The 16352-nt window shown below is 64.3% G+C and carries 13 protein-coding genes; 9 read left to right on the top strand and 4 right to left on the bottom strand.

Features of this window, described 5'->3' with window-relative positions:
• The first annotated feature begins 36 nt into the window (after positions 1 to 36).
• Positions 37 to 1197 carry a glycoside hydrolase family 25 protein gene (locus FJW07_RS15475; protein ID WP_140857368.1) on the top strand — a complete coding sequence of 387 codons (1161 nt, stop codon included), beginning with the start codon at positions 37 to 39 and terminating at the stop codon, positions 1195 to 1197.
• A gap of 6 nt (positions 1198 to 1203) precedes the next feature.
• Here FJW07_RS15475 and FJW07_RS15480 read toward each other — a convergent pair whose 3' ends face one another.
• Entirely contained in the window at positions 1204 to 2046 is an 843-nt protein-coding gene (locus FJW07_RS15480) for an AraC family transcriptional regulator (RefSeq protein ID WP_140857512.1), read from the bottom strand.
• A 247-nt stretch (positions 2047 to 2293) separates the two neighbouring features.
• On the opposite strand from FJW07_RS15480, the gene FJW07_RS15485 reads away from it, so the two are divergent.
• From FJW07_RS15485 to FJW07_RS15510, 6 genes are all read left to right on the top strand, one after another.
• Positions 2294 to 3760 (top strand): alpha-glucosidase/alpha-galactosidase, encoded by a 1467-nt coding sequence (locus FJW07_RS15485; protein ID WP_140857369.1) that lies wholly within the window; start codon positions 2294 to 2296, stop codon positions 3758 to 3760.
• Between the two features lie 68 nt (positions 3761 to 3828).
• Entirely contained in the window at positions 3829 to 5907 is a 2079-nt protein-coding gene (locus tag FJW07_RS15490; RefSeq protein ID WP_140857370.1) for an ABC transporter substrate-binding protein, read from the top strand.
• Positions 5908 to 6017: 110 nt separating this feature from the next.
• On the top strand, positions 6018 to 7025 hold the full coding sequence (locus tag FJW07_RS15495; protein WP_140545715.1) for an ABC transporter permease: 1008 nt from the start codon (positions 6018 to 6020) through the stop codon (positions 7023 to 7025).
• On the top strand, positions 7026 to 8180 hold the full coding sequence (locus tag FJW07_RS15500) for an ABC transporter permease (protein ID WP_140857371.1): 1155 nt from the start codon (positions 7026 to 7028) through the stop codon (positions 8178 to 8180). It abuts the gene before it with no gap.
• 9 nt (positions 8181 to 8189) lie between these two features.
• A complete protein-coding gene (locus FJW07_RS15505; protein ID WP_140857372.1) occupies positions 8190 to 9860 on the top strand; it encodes an ABC transporter ATP-binding protein in 1671 nt (556 codons plus the stop codon).
• A 20-nt stretch (positions 9861 to 9880) separates the two neighbouring features.
• The gene (locus tag FJW07_RS15510; RefSeq protein WP_140857373.1) at positions 9881 to 11251 is read left to right on the top strand and encodes an alpha-glucosidase/alpha-galactosidase; all 1371 of its coding nucleotides are present in this window, start codon (positions 9881 to 9883) and stop codon (positions 11249 to 11251) included.
• Here the strand turns inward: FJW07_RS15510 and purD are convergent, their stop codons facing one another.
• Positions 11252 to 12526, bottom strand: a complete 1275-nt coding sequence (gene purD / locus FJW07_RS15515) for a phosphoribosylamine--glycine ligase (RefSeq protein ID WP_140857374.1) — start codon at positions 12524 to 12526, stop codon at positions 11252 to 11254.
• Between the two features lie 183 nt (positions 12527 to 12709).
• A complete protein-coding gene (locus tag FJW07_RS15520; RefSeq protein ID WP_140857375.1) occupies positions 12710 to 13504 on the bottom strand; it encodes a phytanoyl-CoA dioxygenase family protein in 795 nt (264 codons plus the stop codon).
• An 89-nt stretch (positions 13505 to 13593) separates the two neighbouring features.
• Here FJW07_RS15520 and FJW07_RS15525 point away from each other — a divergent pair, with 89 nt between their 5' ends.
• Complete coding sequence (locus FJW07_RS15525) at positions 13594 to 14505, top strand: LysR family transcriptional regulator (protein WP_140659538.1); 912 nt, start codon at positions 13594 to 13596, stop codon at positions 14503 to 14505.
• 81 nt (positions 14506 to 14586) lie between these two features.
• Positions 14587 to 15570 (top strand): 4-hydroxybenzoate octaprenyltransferase, encoded by a 984-nt coding sequence (gene ubiA, locus FJW07_RS15530; protein ID WP_140857514.1) that lies wholly within the window; start codon positions 14587 to 14589, stop codon positions 15568 to 15570.
• 211 nt (positions 15571 to 15781) lie between these two features.
• Here ubiA and FJW07_RS15535 read toward each other — a convergent pair whose 3' ends face one another.
• Positions 15782 to 16348, bottom strand: coding sequence for a DUF6101 family protein (locus FJW07_RS15535; RefSeq protein WP_140645040.1), 567 nt, complete (start codon positions 16346 to 16348; stop codon positions 15782 to 15784).
• Positions 16349 to 16352 lie beyond the last annotated feature (4 nt).

Raw genomic sequence — 16352 nt, forward strand, 5'->3', positions numbered from 1 at the left:
TTCAGGATCGATCCCTGGTCAGTGGGGACACCCTGATTGAAAAAGCCGGCGCGCCCTCTTCGCCGCCTGGCGCTTCTCGCGGTGGCGGTTGCGCTGGGCACGGCGGCACAGGCCTCGGATTTCTCCGAGCCGTGGAAGAATGCCGACCGCCCGCTGGTGATCGACGCCTACGAATACAATTCGATCGACTGGCAACAACTCGTCACCGACAAGCGCATCGCCGGCTTCATCAACAAGGCGTCCGACGGGCTGCCGCCGCCCTATTTCTGCTTCGGCGCCGAGGCCGATGTCAAACTCTGCAAGGCGCAATGGAAACGCTACGCGGTGACGCGCGAATTGTTCCAGACGCGCAAGGTGGTGGCCAAGGCGCTCGGCTTGAAATGGGGCGCCTATCACCTCGCCCGCCCCGGCAACCCGGTCGAGCAGGCCAACAATTTCATCGATTTCGCCGAGCCGGCGCCGGATGAGCTGATGGCCCTCGACATCGAAGGCATCGACGCCACGCAATGGATGTCGCTGGAGGACGCCGAGGAGTTCGTGCGCCAGGTGCATCGCCGCCTCGGCCGCTTCCCGGTGCTCTATGTCAACGGCAAGACCGCCCAGTACATCGCCGAAAATCGCTACCAGTATCGGCTCCTGTCACGGCTGCCGCTGTGGTACGCGCGCTACAAGCCCGACATCGACGTGCATTTCCCGATGGGCAATTGGCAGGGCTACGCGCTGTGGCAATTCTCGGCGCAGGCCAATTGCGGCCGTTTCTCCTGCCCTTACCGCGTGCCGGGCACGCCCCACGACATCGACGTTTCCGTGGCGCCGATGAATGCAAGCGAATTGCGCCAGCAGTGGGCCTTCGGCGGGCTGATCGACGTGCCGACCGATTACCTGGCTTCGATCCCGGTGCCGCTGTCGCGCCAGGCGGCACTCGCCGGGGAAGTCACCATCACCTATGCCGATGTGGCGACGCCGCCGACCGTCGAGGAGATGATCGCGGTGCTCGGCGCGCGCTGGGAGAAATTCCGCGACGGGTTCCGCATGCCGGTGGTGAAGACGGTGCCGACGCGGCCGGGTTTCGGCATCGTGCAATATGTCGCCTGGAAACGGTCCGGGCAGCGCACGCCCGAGCAGATCGACGCAGCGTTTGCCGCGGCGGCCGACCCGGTCAGCACCGCCTCGACAACGCTCGAGGCCAAGCGCTGATATGCTTCAGCGGTGGTTGCCCAGGCTGGCATACATGCCGGTGGTGCGGAACTGCGTCGGATTGATGCCGTAACAGCGGCGGAAAACCTTGGAGAAGTAGTTCGCGTCCTCGAAGCCGCACAGCACCGCAACTTCCTTGACCGGCAGGAAATCCGCCTTGGTCAGGAGTTTCGCCGCCCGCTGCAGTCGCTGCTGCAGGACGAATTCAGCCGGGGGCAGTCCTTCACTCTCGGCGAAGCAGCGCGAGAAATGGGCGCGGCTGAGGCCGCTGATTTCGACCAGCTCCGCCACCGGCAGCGGCTTGTCGAGATTGGCGTTGATGTGGTCGATGACAGGCTGCATGGCGCTCTGCTTCTCTGCGAAGGCGTGTGAGCCGAAGACGTCGTCGTAAAGCGCCATCGCCGCCTCATAGGCGATCGCCGAGGCGGCGCCGGGCGAAGCCGCAACCTTGATGAGGCGCAGGCTGCAATCGGCAAGGTGATCGATGGTCGCCGGCTGCAGCCGGAACACCGGGCCCGAGACGCTGAGGATGGACTTGTGGATGCGTAGCGCCTCCTCGCCGTTCATCGAGATCCAGAAATATTCCCAGCGGTCGCCCTTGGCCAACCAATAGCGATGGTTGTGCGGCACCAGAACCAGCAGCGTGTCGTTCGCCTGCAGACGGTAGTTGCGGCTCTCGTAGCGCAATTGGCCGGTGCCGCTGATCGTATGCTGGAGGACCGTGAACGGGGTCTGGCCACGCTTTCTGCCGTCCCAGTCGTAGGTCTCGTCCTCGCGCAGTTCATAGCCCGTGCTGGTCGGCATGGCATGCAGGCGCTGGCGGCCGCGCGGCAGCGAGATCGTGCGCATCAGCTTTCCGTTGGCGATCAGGTCCTGCAGCACAAAATTACCCTCGAAAGCATAATCCTTCTCTGGCCGCGCCGGCGAATAAGCGCATAATCCGGCCCTCAAGACGCGAAAGACCCGCGGTCGAGGAGCGGGCGGGAGGAGAAAAGAGCCGGATTTCCGGCTTTGAGTGGCGGGCGCGCTGTTGCGTGCGGCCATATCCTCCCTTGCTGCTCCTTGCCTAGCATTCGATTGGATCGAGGTGAAGGTGATGAGTTTCAAAATCGCTATTATCGGCGCCGGCAGCGTCGGATTCACCAAGAAGCTGTTCACCGACATCCTGTGCGTGCCGGAATTCAAGGACATCGAATTCGCGCTGACCGATGTCAGCGAGCACAATCTGGCGATGATCAAGGCGATCCTCGACCGGATCGTCGAGGCGAACAGATTGCCGACCAGGGTGACGGCGACCACGAACCGCCGCGAGGCGATGGAGGGCGCGCGCTACATCATCAGCTGCGTGCGCGTCGGCGGGCTCGAAGCCTATGCCGACGACATTCGCATCCCGCTCAAATATGGCATCGACCAATGCGTCGGCGACACGATCTGCGCCGGCGGCATTCTCTACGGCCAGCGCAACATTCCGGTGATCCTCGACTTCTGCCGGGATATTCGCGAGGTCGCCGATACCAACGCCAAGTTCCTCAACTATGCCAACCCCATGGCCATGAACACATGGGCGGCGATCGAGTACGGCAAGGTCGACACGGTCGGGCTCTGCCACGGCGTCCAGCATGGCGCCGAGCAGATCGCCGAGGTGCTCGGCGCGAAATCGCCCAAGGAGCTCGACTATGTCTGCTCCGGCATCAACCACCAGACATGGTTCATCGAGCTCAGGCTGAACGGCCGGCCGATCGGCAAGGACGAGCTGGTCGCCGCCTTCGAGGCGCATCCGGTCTATTCGAAGCAGGAAAAGCTGCGCATCGATGTGCTGAAGCGCTTCGGCGTCTACTCGACCGAAAGCAACGGGCATCTGTCGGAATATCTGCCCTGGTACCGCAAGCGGCCCGAGGAGATCACGCGCTGGATCGACATGTCCGACTGGATCCATGGCGAGACCGGCGGCTATCTGCGCTACTCGACGGAAACCCGCAACTGGTTCGAGACGGAGTATCCGCAATTCCTCGAAGTGGCGTCGAAGCCGATCGATCCGGCAAAGCGCTCCAACGAACACGCCAGCCACATTCTGGAAGCGCTTGAGACCAATCGCGTCTATCGCGGCCATTTCAACGTCAAGAATAACGGCGTGATCACCAACCTGCCGCAGGACGCCATCATCGAGTCGCCCGGCTTCGTCGACCGTTTCGGCATCAACATGGCCGCCGGCATCACGCTGCCGGAGGCTTGTGCCGCCACCTGCATGGCTTCGATCAACGTGCAACGCATGTCGGTGCACGCGGCGATCGCTGGCGACATCGACCTGCTCAAGCTCGCCGTGCTGCACGATCCGCTGGTTGGAGCCGTGTCGACGCCGGAAGAGGTCTGGCAGATGGTGGACGAGATGGTCGTCGCCCAAGCGCAGTGGCTGCCGCAATATGCCGATGCCATTCCGGGGGCAAAGGAGCGGCTTTCGAAATCCAAGGTCAAGACCCGCGAATGGGCGGGCGCGGCGCGCCGCAGCGTCCGCTCGATCGAGGAATTGCGCGCCGAAAAGGCGGCGCTCAAACAGGCCGGCTGAGATCACCGGCTCAGCCGTCCAGAAAACAAGAGGCGGGCAGCAGGCGTCCAAACAACTGGGAGGAAACGATGAGGACCTTACGCAGAATTGGCTTTGCCGCCGGACTGGCGATGAGCGTTGCCGTTCCGGCATACGCCTTCGCATCCGAGCCGACGATCCCACCCGAGCCGGCGACGTTCCCGGCCGAGGGCAAGATCCACTATGTGGCGCGCGACTCCATCCTGGAGTTCAAGGCGCTGCCCGAATATCACGAGCCGGACTGGGTGACGGAGAGATACGTCAAGACCGGCAAGCTGCCGCCGGTCAAGGACCGGTTGCCCAAGGAGCCGCTGGTCTTCAAGACGGGCAACATGCCGGACGGCATCGGCGTCTATGGCGACACGATGCGCCATGTCATCGGCGGCCGGCCGGAGGGCTGGAACTACGGCGCAGGCCAGACGCAAGGTTGGGGCGGGATCGATATCGGCCTGTCCGAATGCCTGACGCGTACGGCGCCGCTGTTCCAGGTCGAGGCCAAGGACACCGAGCCGCTGCCGAACCTCGCCAAGAGCTGGGACTGGTCGAGCGACGGCCACAAGCTCACCATGCATCTGATCGAAGGCGCCAAGTGGTCCGACGGCGCGCCCTTCAACGCCGACGACGTCATGTTCTACTGGGATGACGAGGTCGTCGATCCCAACGTCTCGCCGCTGAACGGCGCCACGCCCGAAACCTTCGGCGTCGGCACGACGCTGAAGAAGGTCGACGACTACACCGTCGAGTGGACGTTCAAGGAGGCGTTCCCGCGGCAATATCTCTATGCGATGGCCTACGGCACCTTCTGTCCCGGCCCTTCGCACATCCTGAAGCCGCAGCATCCGAAATACTCGAAGAACACCTACGACCAGTTCAAGAATGCCTTCCCGCCGGACTATATGAATATGCCGGTGATGGGCGCCTGGGTGCCGGTCGAATACCGGCCGGACGATATCATCGTCATGCGGCGCAACCCCTACTATTGGAAGGTCGACGAAAAGGGCAACCAGCTGCCCTATCTCAACGAGCTGCAATACAAGCTGTCGACCTGGGCCGACCGCGACGTCCAGGCGGTGGCGGGCTCCGGCGATTTCTCCAACCTTGAGCAGCCGGAGAATTTCGTCGCCTCGCTGAAGCGCGCTGCCGACTCGAACGCGCCGGCCCGGCTTGCCTTCGGCCCGCGCCTCATCGGCTACAATCTGCGCATGAATTTTTCCGCCAATGGCTGGGGCAACCCGGACGAACGCGGGCAGGCGGTGCGCGAATTGAACCGCAACGAGGACTTCCGCAAGGCGGTGACCATGGCGCTCAACCGCAAGGCGCTGGGCGACTCGCTGGTCAAGGGTCCATTCACCGCCATCTATCCGGGCGGCTTCTCGTCGGGCACCAGCTTCTATGACCGCAAATCGACGGTCTACTATCCGTTCGATCTCAAAGGCGCCAAGGCCGAGCTTGCCAAGGCCGGGCTGAAGGACACCGACGGCGACGGTATCGTGAACTTCCCGGCCGGCACCGCCGGCGGCAAGAACGTCGAGATCGTGATGCTGGTCAACAACGACTACACCACCGACAAGAGCCTTGCCGAAGGCGTGGTCGCGCAGATGGAGAAGCTCGGGCTGAGGGTCGTGCTCAACGGGGTTAACGGAACGCAGCGCGACGCCATCCAATATTCCGGCCGTTTCGACTGGCTGATCCGGCGCAACGAGACCGAGCTGACCTCGGTGGTGCAAAACACCGAGCAACTTGCTCCCGTCGGCCCGAAGACCAGCTGGAATCACCGCGCGCCGGAAAGCGGCGAGGTCGACCTGATGCCCTTCGAGAAGGACCTCGTGGACATCGTCAACAAGTTCGTGACGACGCAGGACAACGACCAGCGTGCAGACCTGATGCGAAAGTTCCAGAAGATATCGACCGAGCATGTCTACAATGTCGGGCTGACCGAGTATCCGGGCGCGCTGATCATCAACAAGCGGTTCTCCAACATCCCGCAAGGCACACCGATCTACATGTTCAACTGGGCCGAGGATTCGATTGTCCGCGAACGTGTCTTCGTTGCCGCCGACAAGCAGGCGAAGCACGAATTGTATCCGGAGGAGCTTCCCGGCAAACCGGGTGACAAGGGTCCGATGTAAGGTTTACCTCCCCTGACGAGAGACGTCCGGCCGCGTCGCGGCGCGGCCGGACAACGAAACCTCCGAACGCACCTCAGGGAGCGACCGGCCAGAAAGGAAGCTGACCCCCCATGCTGCGATTCCTGCTTATGCGCATAGCGTCGGCGCTTCCCGTCCTCGCAATCCTGAGCCTCGTCACCTTCGCCATCATCCAGGCGCCGCCCGGCGACTATGCGGATTATATCCGCTCGCAGCTGATCAACCAGGGCGGCGCTTCCTACGCCGAGGCTGAAGCGCAAGCCCAGGCCTACCGCGTCGAGCATGGCCTCGATAAGCCACTGCCTGTCCAGTATCTCAACTGGATCGGCGGCATCGTCACGCGCGGCGATTTCGGCTACAGCCTCTACTACAACAAGCCGGTGGCCGATGTGGTGGGCGAGCGCCTGCCGCGCACCTTGCTTCTGGCGCTGGTCTGCCATCTGCTCGCCTCGGTGCTCGGCATCAGCTTCGGCATATGGGCGGCGACGCGGCAGTATTCCTGGATCGACTCGACGCTTTCGGCGATCTCATTCCTCGGCATGACGGTGCCGCGCTTCCTGATGGCGCTGATCATCGTCTATCTGCTGGTCTTCCAGTTCAACGTCTCCGAGATCGGCTCGTTCTTTTCGCCGCAATATGGCGGCGCGCCGTGGTCGTGGGCGAAGTTCGTCGACCTCATCAAGCATGTCTGGCCGGTGGTCGCGATCGCGACCTTCGGCGGCCTCGCCTACAATATGCGGGTCATGCGCGGCAACCTGCTCGACACGCTCAACGCGCAATATGTCGAGACGGCCAAGGCCAAGGGCCTGACCGGCGGCGCCGTCGTCATGCGCCATGCCGTGCCCAACGCGCTGCATCCGCTGGTGATGTATCAGGGCGTGGTGCTGCCCTATATGCTGACCGGCGAGATCGAGACGGCGATCATCTTCGCGCTGCCCACCGTCGGTCCGGCGATCGTCGGTTCCATGGCGGTCGGCGACGTCTATGTCACGGCCACCTTCATGATGGTGCTGTCGGCGACGCTGATCGTCGGCAACATCATCGCCGACATGCTGCTGGTTCTGCTCGACCCGCGCATCCGCCAGTTCGGGGAGCGCTAGATGCTGGCCCGCGATCCCTCACCCCCGCCCCCATCCCTTACGCCCTTGCCGGCCGAAGGCGTAACCAAAGCCGAAGCCGCGCATGGCAATGAGAGCTACATCGCGCTCGTCTGGCGCCGGCTGAAGCGCTCCTGGACCGGCATGGCCGGGCTTTGGCTGGTCGTCCTGCTGCTGGTCATGGCGGTGTTCGCCGAATTCCTGGCGCCGATGGACCCCAAGGCGACCGACGTCGCCTTCGCTCCGCCGCAGGCCCCTGTTTTCCACGACAAGGACGGCAATTTCGTCGCGCGGCCGCGGGTCTATGCGCTGGCCGATTCGGCCGATCTCGATCCGGTCACCTTCCAGCCGATCGTCGGCCCCGACTACGACCATCCAAGGCTGCTCGGTTTCTTCGTCGAAGGCGCGGCCTACAAGCTCTTCGGGCTCATCCCGATGAACCGGCACTTGTTTTCCTCGATGGACGGCCAGCCGGTGCATTTCCTCGGCACCGACAAGTTCGGCCGCGACGTGCTGTCGCGCGCCATCCACGGCTCGCGCGTGTCGCTGATGATCGCGCTGACGGTGGTCTTCATCATCACGGTCATCGGCACCAGCGTCGGCATGATCTCCGGCTATTTCGGCGGCCGGTTCGACGTCTGGATGCAGCGATTCGTCGAGCTTGTGCTCGCCTTCCCGCAACTGCCGCTCTATCTGGCCCTGACGACGCTGATCCCGGTCACAGCGCCGACGAATGTCTTCCTCGCTTTCGTCATCATCGTCATGTCGGCGCTGGGCTGGGCACAGATGTCGCGCGAGGTGCGCGGCAAGACGCTGGCGCTGGCGCGGATCGACTATGTGCGCGCCGCCATGGCGGTCGGCGCCACCGACCGGCGCATCATCATGCAGCACATCTTCCCCAATGTGATGAGCCATGTGATCGTCGCCGTGACGCTGGCGATCCCGACGGTGGTGCTGCTCGAATGCTTCCTCGGCTTCCTCGGCTTCGCGGTGAAGCCACCGCTGATCTCATGGGGCCTGATGCTGCAGGACACCGCGACCTATTCGGTCATCGGCACCTATCCATGGATCCTGTCGCCGGTCGGCTTCGTGCTGATCACCGTCTTTGCCTTCAACGCGCTGGGCGACGGCCTGCGCGATGCCGTCGATCCTTATTGAGGTGGCCGGATGACGACGATCGCGCTCGCAGACAATTTCGCACCGGCCGTCCGGCATGATCATGGCGGTCGCCATGATCAGCCCGTGATCGACGCCCGCAACATCGAGGTCGCCTTCAAGGTCGAGCACGGCACCGTCGAGGCGGTCAAGGACGTCTCGTTCCAGCTCTATCGCGGCGAGACGATCGCGATCGTCGGCGAGTCCGGCTCCGGCAAGTCGGTAACGGCGCGCACCGTCATGGGGCTGTTGTCGCGCCGCGCGACGGTGTCGCCGCGGTCGAGCGTCGACTATCTCGGGCAGAACATCCTGAAGTTCCCGGAGAGCTCGCGGCGCAAGCTGCGCGGCAACCGCATCTCGATGATCTTCCAGGAGCCGATGAGCTCGCTCAACCCGATCTACACGGTCGGCGGCCAGATCGTCGAAGCGATCCGGGTGCACCGCAAGGTGGGCCGCAGGCAAGCCTGGGCGCGCGCGCTCGAACTCCTGCGGCATGTCCAGATCCCTGAGCCGGAGGCGCGGCTGAAGCAATATCCGCACCAGCTCTCGGGCGGCCAGCGCCAGCGCGTCATGATCGCCATGGCCTTGGCCAACGACCCCGACGTGCTGATCGCCGACGAGCCCACCACGGCGCTCGACGTCACCGTGCAGGCGCAGATCCTGAACCTGATCCGCAACCTGCAGAAGGAACTGCGGATGGCGGTGATCCTGATCACCCACGACCTCACCGTGGTGCGTAAGTTTTCCGACTACGTCTATGTCATGCAGCATGGCGAGATGCGCGAGCACAACGTCACCGAGCGGCTCTTCGCCAATCCCCAGCATCCCTACACGCAGCGGCTGCTCGCCTCCGAGCCGCGCGGGCGGCCAAAGCCGCTGCCGGAGAGCAGCGGCACCATCCTCGAGGCGAACGGCGTGCGCGTCTGCTTCATGCTGCGCCACGGCTCTTTCCTGAAGCCGGACTGGCGCGAGCTGGTCGCCGTCGACGATCTCGACCTGAAACTTTGCCGCCATGAGACGCTTGGTCTGGTCGGCGAATCCGGCTCCGGCAAGACCACTTTCGGGCAAGCCCTGCTTCGGTTGCTCGACGCCAAGCGCGGCGAGATCCGTTTCGACGGCCAGCCGATAGAGGGTCTTACGCGGGCTGAGATGCGGCCGCTGCGCTCGCGCATGCAGATCGTGTTCCAGGATCCTTTCTCCTCGCTCAATCCGCGCATGACGATCGGCCAGATCATCGAGGAAGGGCTGGTCGTCAACCGGTTGGGCGCGACGCGGCGCGAGCGGAACGAGCGGGTGCGCGAGGCGCTGGCCAGCGCCGGCATGCCCGGCAACATCCTGTCGCGCTTCCCGCATGAATTCTCCGGCGGCCAGCGGCAGCGTATCGCGATCGCGCGGGCGATTGCGCTGGAGCCCGAATTCATCCTGCTCGACGAGCCGACTTCGGCGCTGGACCTTTCCGTGCAGGCGCAGATCATCGACCTGTTGCGAAAGCTGCAGGACGAGCGCGGCCTGAGCTATCTGTTCATCTCGCACGACCTCAAGGTGGTGCGCGCGCTGTGCCACTGCGTCATCGTCATGCAGCATGGCAAGATCGTCGAGCAGGGGCCCGTCGACGAGGTCCTTTCCAATCCCAAGACCGCCTACACCGAACGGCTCGTCAGGGCCGCTTTCGACGTGGCTTAGAAAGTGCCGGAGGCTTTAAAGTGGCAAGAAATCCCAGGATCACGTTCATCGGCGCCGGCTCGACGGTGTTCATGAAGAACATCGTCGGCGACGTGCTGCAGCGGCCGGCGCTATCGGGCGCCACCATCGCATTGATGGACATCAATCCGCAGCGGCTGGAAGAGAGCGTCGTCGTCGTCAACAAGCTGATCGCGACGCTCGGCGTCAAGGCGAAGGCCGAGACCTATTCGGACCAGCGCCAGGCGCTCTCCGGCGCCGACTTCGTCGTCGTCGCCTTCCAGATCGGCGGCTACGAGCCCTGCACCGTCACCGACTTCGAGGTGCCGAAGAAATACGGCCTGCGCCAGACGATCGCCGATACGCTGGGCGTCGGCGGCATCATGCGGGGCCTGAGGACCGTGCCGCATCTATGGACAATCTGCGAGGACATGCTCGCCGTCTGCCCGGAGGCGATCATGCTGCAATATGTCAACCCGATGGCGATCAACACCTGGGCGATCGCCGAGAAATATCCCACGATCAAGCAGGTCGGACTCTGCCACTCGGTGCAGGGCACGGCGATGGAACTGGCGCACGACCTCGACCTTCCCTATGAGGAGATCCGCTACCGCTCGGCCGGCATCAACCACATGGCGTTTTATCTCAAGTTCGAGCATCGCCGGCCGGACGGTTCCTACCGCGACCTTTATCCCGATCTCCTGCGCGCCTATCGCGAGGGCCGCGCGCCGAAGCCCGGCTGGAACCCGCGCTGCCCGAACAAGGTGCGCTACGAGATGCTGACCCGGCTCGGCTATTTCGTCACCGAAAGCTCCGAGCATTTCGCCGAGTACACGCCCTATTTCATCAAGGACGGCCGCCCCGACCTGATCGAGAAATACGGCATCCCGCTCGACGAATATCCAAAACGCTGCATCGAGCAGATCGAGCGCTGGAAGGGCCAGGCCGAGGCCTACCGCTCGGCGGACCGGATCGAGGTTGAGCAGTCCAGGGAATATGCCTCCTCGATCATGAATTCGGTCTGGACCGGCGAGCCGTCGGTGATCTACGGCAATGTGCGCAACAATGGCTGCATCACCTCGCTGCCTTTCGATTGCGCGGCGGAAGTGCTGTGCCTGGTCGATGCTTCCGGAATCCAGCCCACTTACATTGGCGAATTGCCGCCGCAGCTCACGGCGCTGATCCGCACCAACATCAACGTCCAGGAACTGACGGTGCGAGCGCTGATGAGCGAGAACCGCGAGCACATCTACCATGCGGCGATGATGGACCCGCATACCGCGGCCGAGCTCGACCTCGACCAGATCTGGTCGCTGGTCGACGAGCTGCTTGCCGCTCACGGCGACTGGCTGCCGGCCTGGGCACGCAAGGGCGGCAGGAGCCAGGCCGCCTGATCAGGCGGCGCCTTTCTCACGCTCGACAGCGCGCCAGCCGATGTCGTGGCGGTAAAAGCCTTGCGGCCAGTCGATACGATCGATCGCCGCGTAGGCCTTTGCCTGCGCCTCGCCGACGGTGGCGCCCAAAGCGGTGACGTTGAGCACACGCCCGCCATTGGCGACCAGCGCGCCGCCATTGATGGCAGTGCCGGCATGGAAGACCTGGACGCCTTCCACCTTGTCGAGACCGCGGATGACGGAGCCCTTTTCCGGCGTGCCCGGATAGCCCCTCGCCGCCATCACCACGGTCAACGCCGTCTCGTCGCTCCAGCGCACCGACATATGCGCGAGCTGGCCGTCGACGGCGGCGTTGAGCAGGACGAGCAGATCGTCCTTCAGCCGCATCATCAGCACCTGGCATTCGGGATCGCCGAAGCGGGTGTTGTACTCGATCAGCTTGGGGCCGCTGTCGGTGATCATCAGGCCGGCGAAGAGGATGCCGGCGAAGGGCGCGCCGATATTGGCCATGCCGCGCATGGTCGGCTCGATGATCTCGCGCATGGTGCGCTCGGTCATTTCCGGCGTCATCACCGGCGCCGGCGAATAGGCGCCCATGCCGCCGGTGTTCGGCCCGGTATCGCCGTCGCCGACGCGCTTATGGTCCTGCGCGGTGCCGAAGGGCAGCGCCGTGGCGCCGTCGCACAGGCAGAAGAAGCTCGCCTCCTCGCCGGTCAGATACTCCTCGACCACCACCTCGGCGCCAGCGGCACCGAAAGCGCCGTCGAAACAGGCTTCGAGCGCGGCGTTCGCCTCGTCTAAAGTCATGGCGATGGTGACGCCCTTGCCGGCGGCAAGGCCGTCGGCCTTGACAACGATCGGCGCGCCGGTCTCCTCGACATAGGCCTTTGCCGAGGCGAGATCGCTGAAGCGGCCATAGGCGGCGGTCGGGATGTTGAACTTCGCGCAAAGATCCTTGGTGAAGCCCTTCGAGCCCTCGAGCCGCGCCGCCGCCTTTGACGGACCGAATACGCGGATGCCCCAGGCGCGCAGGTCGTCGGCGATGCCGGCGACCAGCGGACCTTCCGAACCGACCACGACCAGGTCGATCTTCTTCTCCTGGCAGAAGGAGGCGACGGCGGAGTGGTCGGCGACGTCGAGCTTGACCAGTTCGGCGACACGGCCGATGCCCGGATTGCCTGGCGAGGCGTAGAGCTTCGTCAGCAGCGGCGAGGCGGCCATCTTCCAGGCGAGCGCATGTTCGCGGCCACCCGAGCCGAGAAGAAGAACATTCATGGCCACCTCTTGCTGCCGATCGTCCTCGTCGAGAGAACCCGCTATTGGTCCGCGGGCGATGGGTCAAGGCATCTTGGCATTTTGGCGGCAATTGCGCACGGGAACATGGCCCGCATCGAGGGGAATGAGGCAAGTCCCGTCGCCGGCCGGGCCGGAAAAACGACTCAAGCCCGGAAGACGACTCTAGCTCTGGAAAACGACCGGGAACCAGTCCTCGCGCAATTTCTGGCCGGGCTTCATGTCGTGGCCGGTATAGGGCGGCGAGGTGCGGCCGGGACGCTCGACATAACGCGCGTCGTCGCCGACCCAGCGCAGCGACAGCGCCCGGCGGCGCGCCGAGGTCAGGTTGCCGCGCGCGCCGTGCGCCGTGCGGAAGTCGAACAGGATGGCGTCGCCGGGCTCCATTTCCCATTCGAGCACCTTCATCGAGGGATCGTTGTCGGGATCCGGCACCGGCCGGTAGTCGCCCTCGCCGGCATAGAAGTTGTCGTCGTTCAGCCAGCGCACCGGCAGCACCATCTTTTCCCATTTGTGCGAGCCGGCGATCAGCCTCAGCGTCGCTTCCTTCACCGGATCGATCGGGATCCAGAAGCTCACCGTCTGCCTGCCGTCGACGAAGTAATAGGGAATGTCCTGGTGCCACGGCGTCGGCTTCTGGGTGCCGGGTTCCTTGACCAGAACGTGGTCGTGGAAGAACTGGGCGGTGCGCGACTGCATGACCGCGGCCGCGAGCTCGGCGGCCGGCGATTCCCTGACGATCCTGACGAATTCCGGGATGCGCTCCCAGTTGCAGTAGTCGTCGAAGAAGCTGCCCTTGCCGCCGGCAATGTCGGAAGCCGTGGCGCTGCGGTTCTCAATGTTGCGCTCGATGCCGCCGGCGATGACATCGACCCAGTCCTTGAAGGCACCGCGGATGCAGACAGCGCCGTCGCGCTGATAGTCGGCAATCGTCGAAGCATCGATCTTTGGGCTGGCCATGGCGCTCTCCTTGATTAGGCGAGCGACTATCGCAAGCGCTGGACATCGCGTAAAATAATAACTTGTCATCTAGATTATAGTTTTTACCTATGAGACCGACCCTCACCCAGTTGCGCTATGTCGTTGCCGTCGCCCGCTATGGCAGCGTGACCGCGGCCGCCTCGGCGCTCAACGTTTCGCAGCCATCGATTTCGGTGGCGATCGACAATGTCGAGGACGCGCTTGGCCAGAAGCTGTTCGTGCGCCAGCGGGGAAGCGGCGTTGCGCTGACATCCTTCGGCCGCAGGGCCGTCGCCAAGGCAAGGCAGGTGCTGGGCGAAGCGGACGAGCTCGCGGCGCTCGGATCGCGCGATGCCGATGTCGGCGGCGAATTGGTGCTCGGCTGCTTCGAGGACCTGGCGCCCTATTTCGCGCCGGCGCTGATGCGCGCCTTCGCCGAGCGCTGCCCAGCCGTCACGGTCGTCATCGGCGACGAAACCTTCGACACGCTGGGGCGGCGGCTGGCCGACAGCGCCGTCGATCTCGGCCTCACCTACGATCTTGGTCTGCCCGGGCATTTCAAGCGCATTCTCCTGCATGAATTGCGGCCGCACGCGCTTTTGCCGGCCGGCCATGAGCTTGCGGACAAGCACGCCGTCAGCCTGGCGGAACTGGCGCAGCATCCGCTGATCACTACCGATCAGCCGCACAGTTGGCAGCACATGCTGGACCTTTTCCTCAGCCGCGGCCTGTCGCCGATCGCCCGGGCGGCGACGAGCTCGTTCGAATTGCAGCGCTCCATGGTGGCCAACGGCTTCGGCGTCGCGGTCAGCTATACGAGGCCGTATGGCGACCGCAGCTATGACGGGCTGCCGCTGGTCTGCAAGCCGCTTTCCGATCCGCTGCCCATGCAGCGCATCATCCTGACCCATGACACGCGCCAGCGCTTGTCGAAGGCGGCCGTGGCCTTCATCGACGTCGCCAAGGCATGGTTTGCCAGTCACGATGTTTTCACCGCCTAGGGCTTCAACGCACAAGTTTTCAACGCTTGAGCGACAACGCGGCCGCTTGACGGCGCCTCTTGCTGCTGCCACTCCACCGTGATGGAAACCATCCAGTCGAAAGCAGCACAGGGCCGGGTCGCCGACGCGCCGAGCGGCCATTGGGTCTACCGGGTGCTGCCGCGCTGGCTTTGGCCCTACGCGCAGCTAGCGCGCTGGGACCGGCCTATCGGCTGGCAGCTCTTGTTGTGGCCGTGCTGGTGGTCGGCGGCACTTGCCGCGGGCGCCTATCCGCGCCCGACCGACCCGCTGCTGACGCTGCTGCCGGCGCCCTGGTACCTGTTCCTGTTCTTCGTCGGCGCCGTGGCCATGCGCGGCGCCGGCTGCGCCTATAACGACCTCGCCGACGTGGACATCGACAACCAGGTCGAGCGGACCCGCTCGCGGCCGTTGCCGGCCGGCAAGGTCACGCGCCGCCAGGCCTGGGCTTTCGTCATCATCCAGGCGCTTATCGGGCTTGCCGTGCTGTTGCAGTTCAACAGCTTCGCCATTCCGCTCGGCATCGCCTCGCTGGCGATCGTGGCCGTCTATCCCTTCATGAAGCGCATCACCAACTGGCCGCAATTCGTGCTGGGGCTCGCCTTCTCCTGGGGCGCGCTGATGGGCTGGGCGGTCGAGTTCGGCGACATCGATGATCCAGCCATCATGCTCTATATCGGCTCGATCCTGTGGGTGATCGGCTACGACACGATCTACGCGCATCAGGATAAGGAAGACGACGCCATCGTCGGCGTGCGTTCGACGGCGCGGCTGTTCGGCGACAACACCAAGACCTGGCTGGTCGGGCTCTATGGCGGCGCGCTGGTCTGCTTCGCCATCGCCTTCGCTTCGGCGCAGGTGCCCGTGGTGGCGCTGGCCGGGCTGATCGCCGCCGGCGCGCATATGGCGCGCCAGATCATCCGGCTCGACATCGACAATCCCGACCAGTGCCTGAAGCTGTTCAAGTCGAACAACCAGGTCGGCTGGCTGATCTTCCTCGGCCTGATCGGCGGTTCGGTGTGGATATGGCTGAAGCCACTGGTGTAGTCTTCCTTCTCCCCGTTCCACGGGGAGAAGGTGGCGGCAGCCGGATGAGGGGCGGCGCCGACCTTGGAGGTAAGGCGAAAGGCACAGCGGCGATATAGCGTGTGTTGGATCAAATTTTGAGGTGGCCAAACACCCAGGTCGGCGCTGCCCCTCATCGCCCTGCCGGGCACTTCTCTCCGTATAGTGACGGGGAGAAGATTGTCACCGGCGGCTACTCCCTTGCGATAATCTCCTGGCCGTCGATGACCAGTCTCAGGCCAAGGTTGCCGGACTTGCGGCGGGCAAGGAAGCGCGGGCGTCGCATGTTGGAGACGCGGCCCTTGCGGCGCTCCTGCGGCGGCAGCGACTTGATGGCGGCGCCGAGCGATTCTTCCAGCGTGCGGGCTATGCCGTCGGCCTCGATCAGAAGCATCGGCAGGCGATAGGCATCGGCCCAGGCGCGCCAGTCGGCGGCGACGTCGTCGAGGTCGTCGGCGACCAGAAGCGGCACCGACAGCATCGGATCATTGTGCAGCAGTTCCAGCGTCACCGTGACATTGCCCTCCGGATCCTCCATGGCGCGGGCGGCCACGCCGCGGAACGCCTTGGCGGGCAGCGCGATGATCGCCGGCACGCCGCTCATCTCCAGCACACGGCGGATGACGGCGCCGCGCTGGTCGATGGTGAAGGTTACATCGCCATAGTCGTCGCGGGTGGCATAGCTCACCATCTGCGGTAGGCGAAACGGGTCGAGACGCATGTTGCGCCCGGCCCAGACTGGCTTCAGTCCAGTGTTCATCGAT

Origin of the sequence: Mesorhizobium sp. B3-1-9 (genome assembly GCF_006439595.1) — a bacterium.
Lineage (GTDB): Bacteria > Pseudomonadota > Alphaproteobacteria > Rhizobiales > Rhizobiaceae > Mesorhizobium.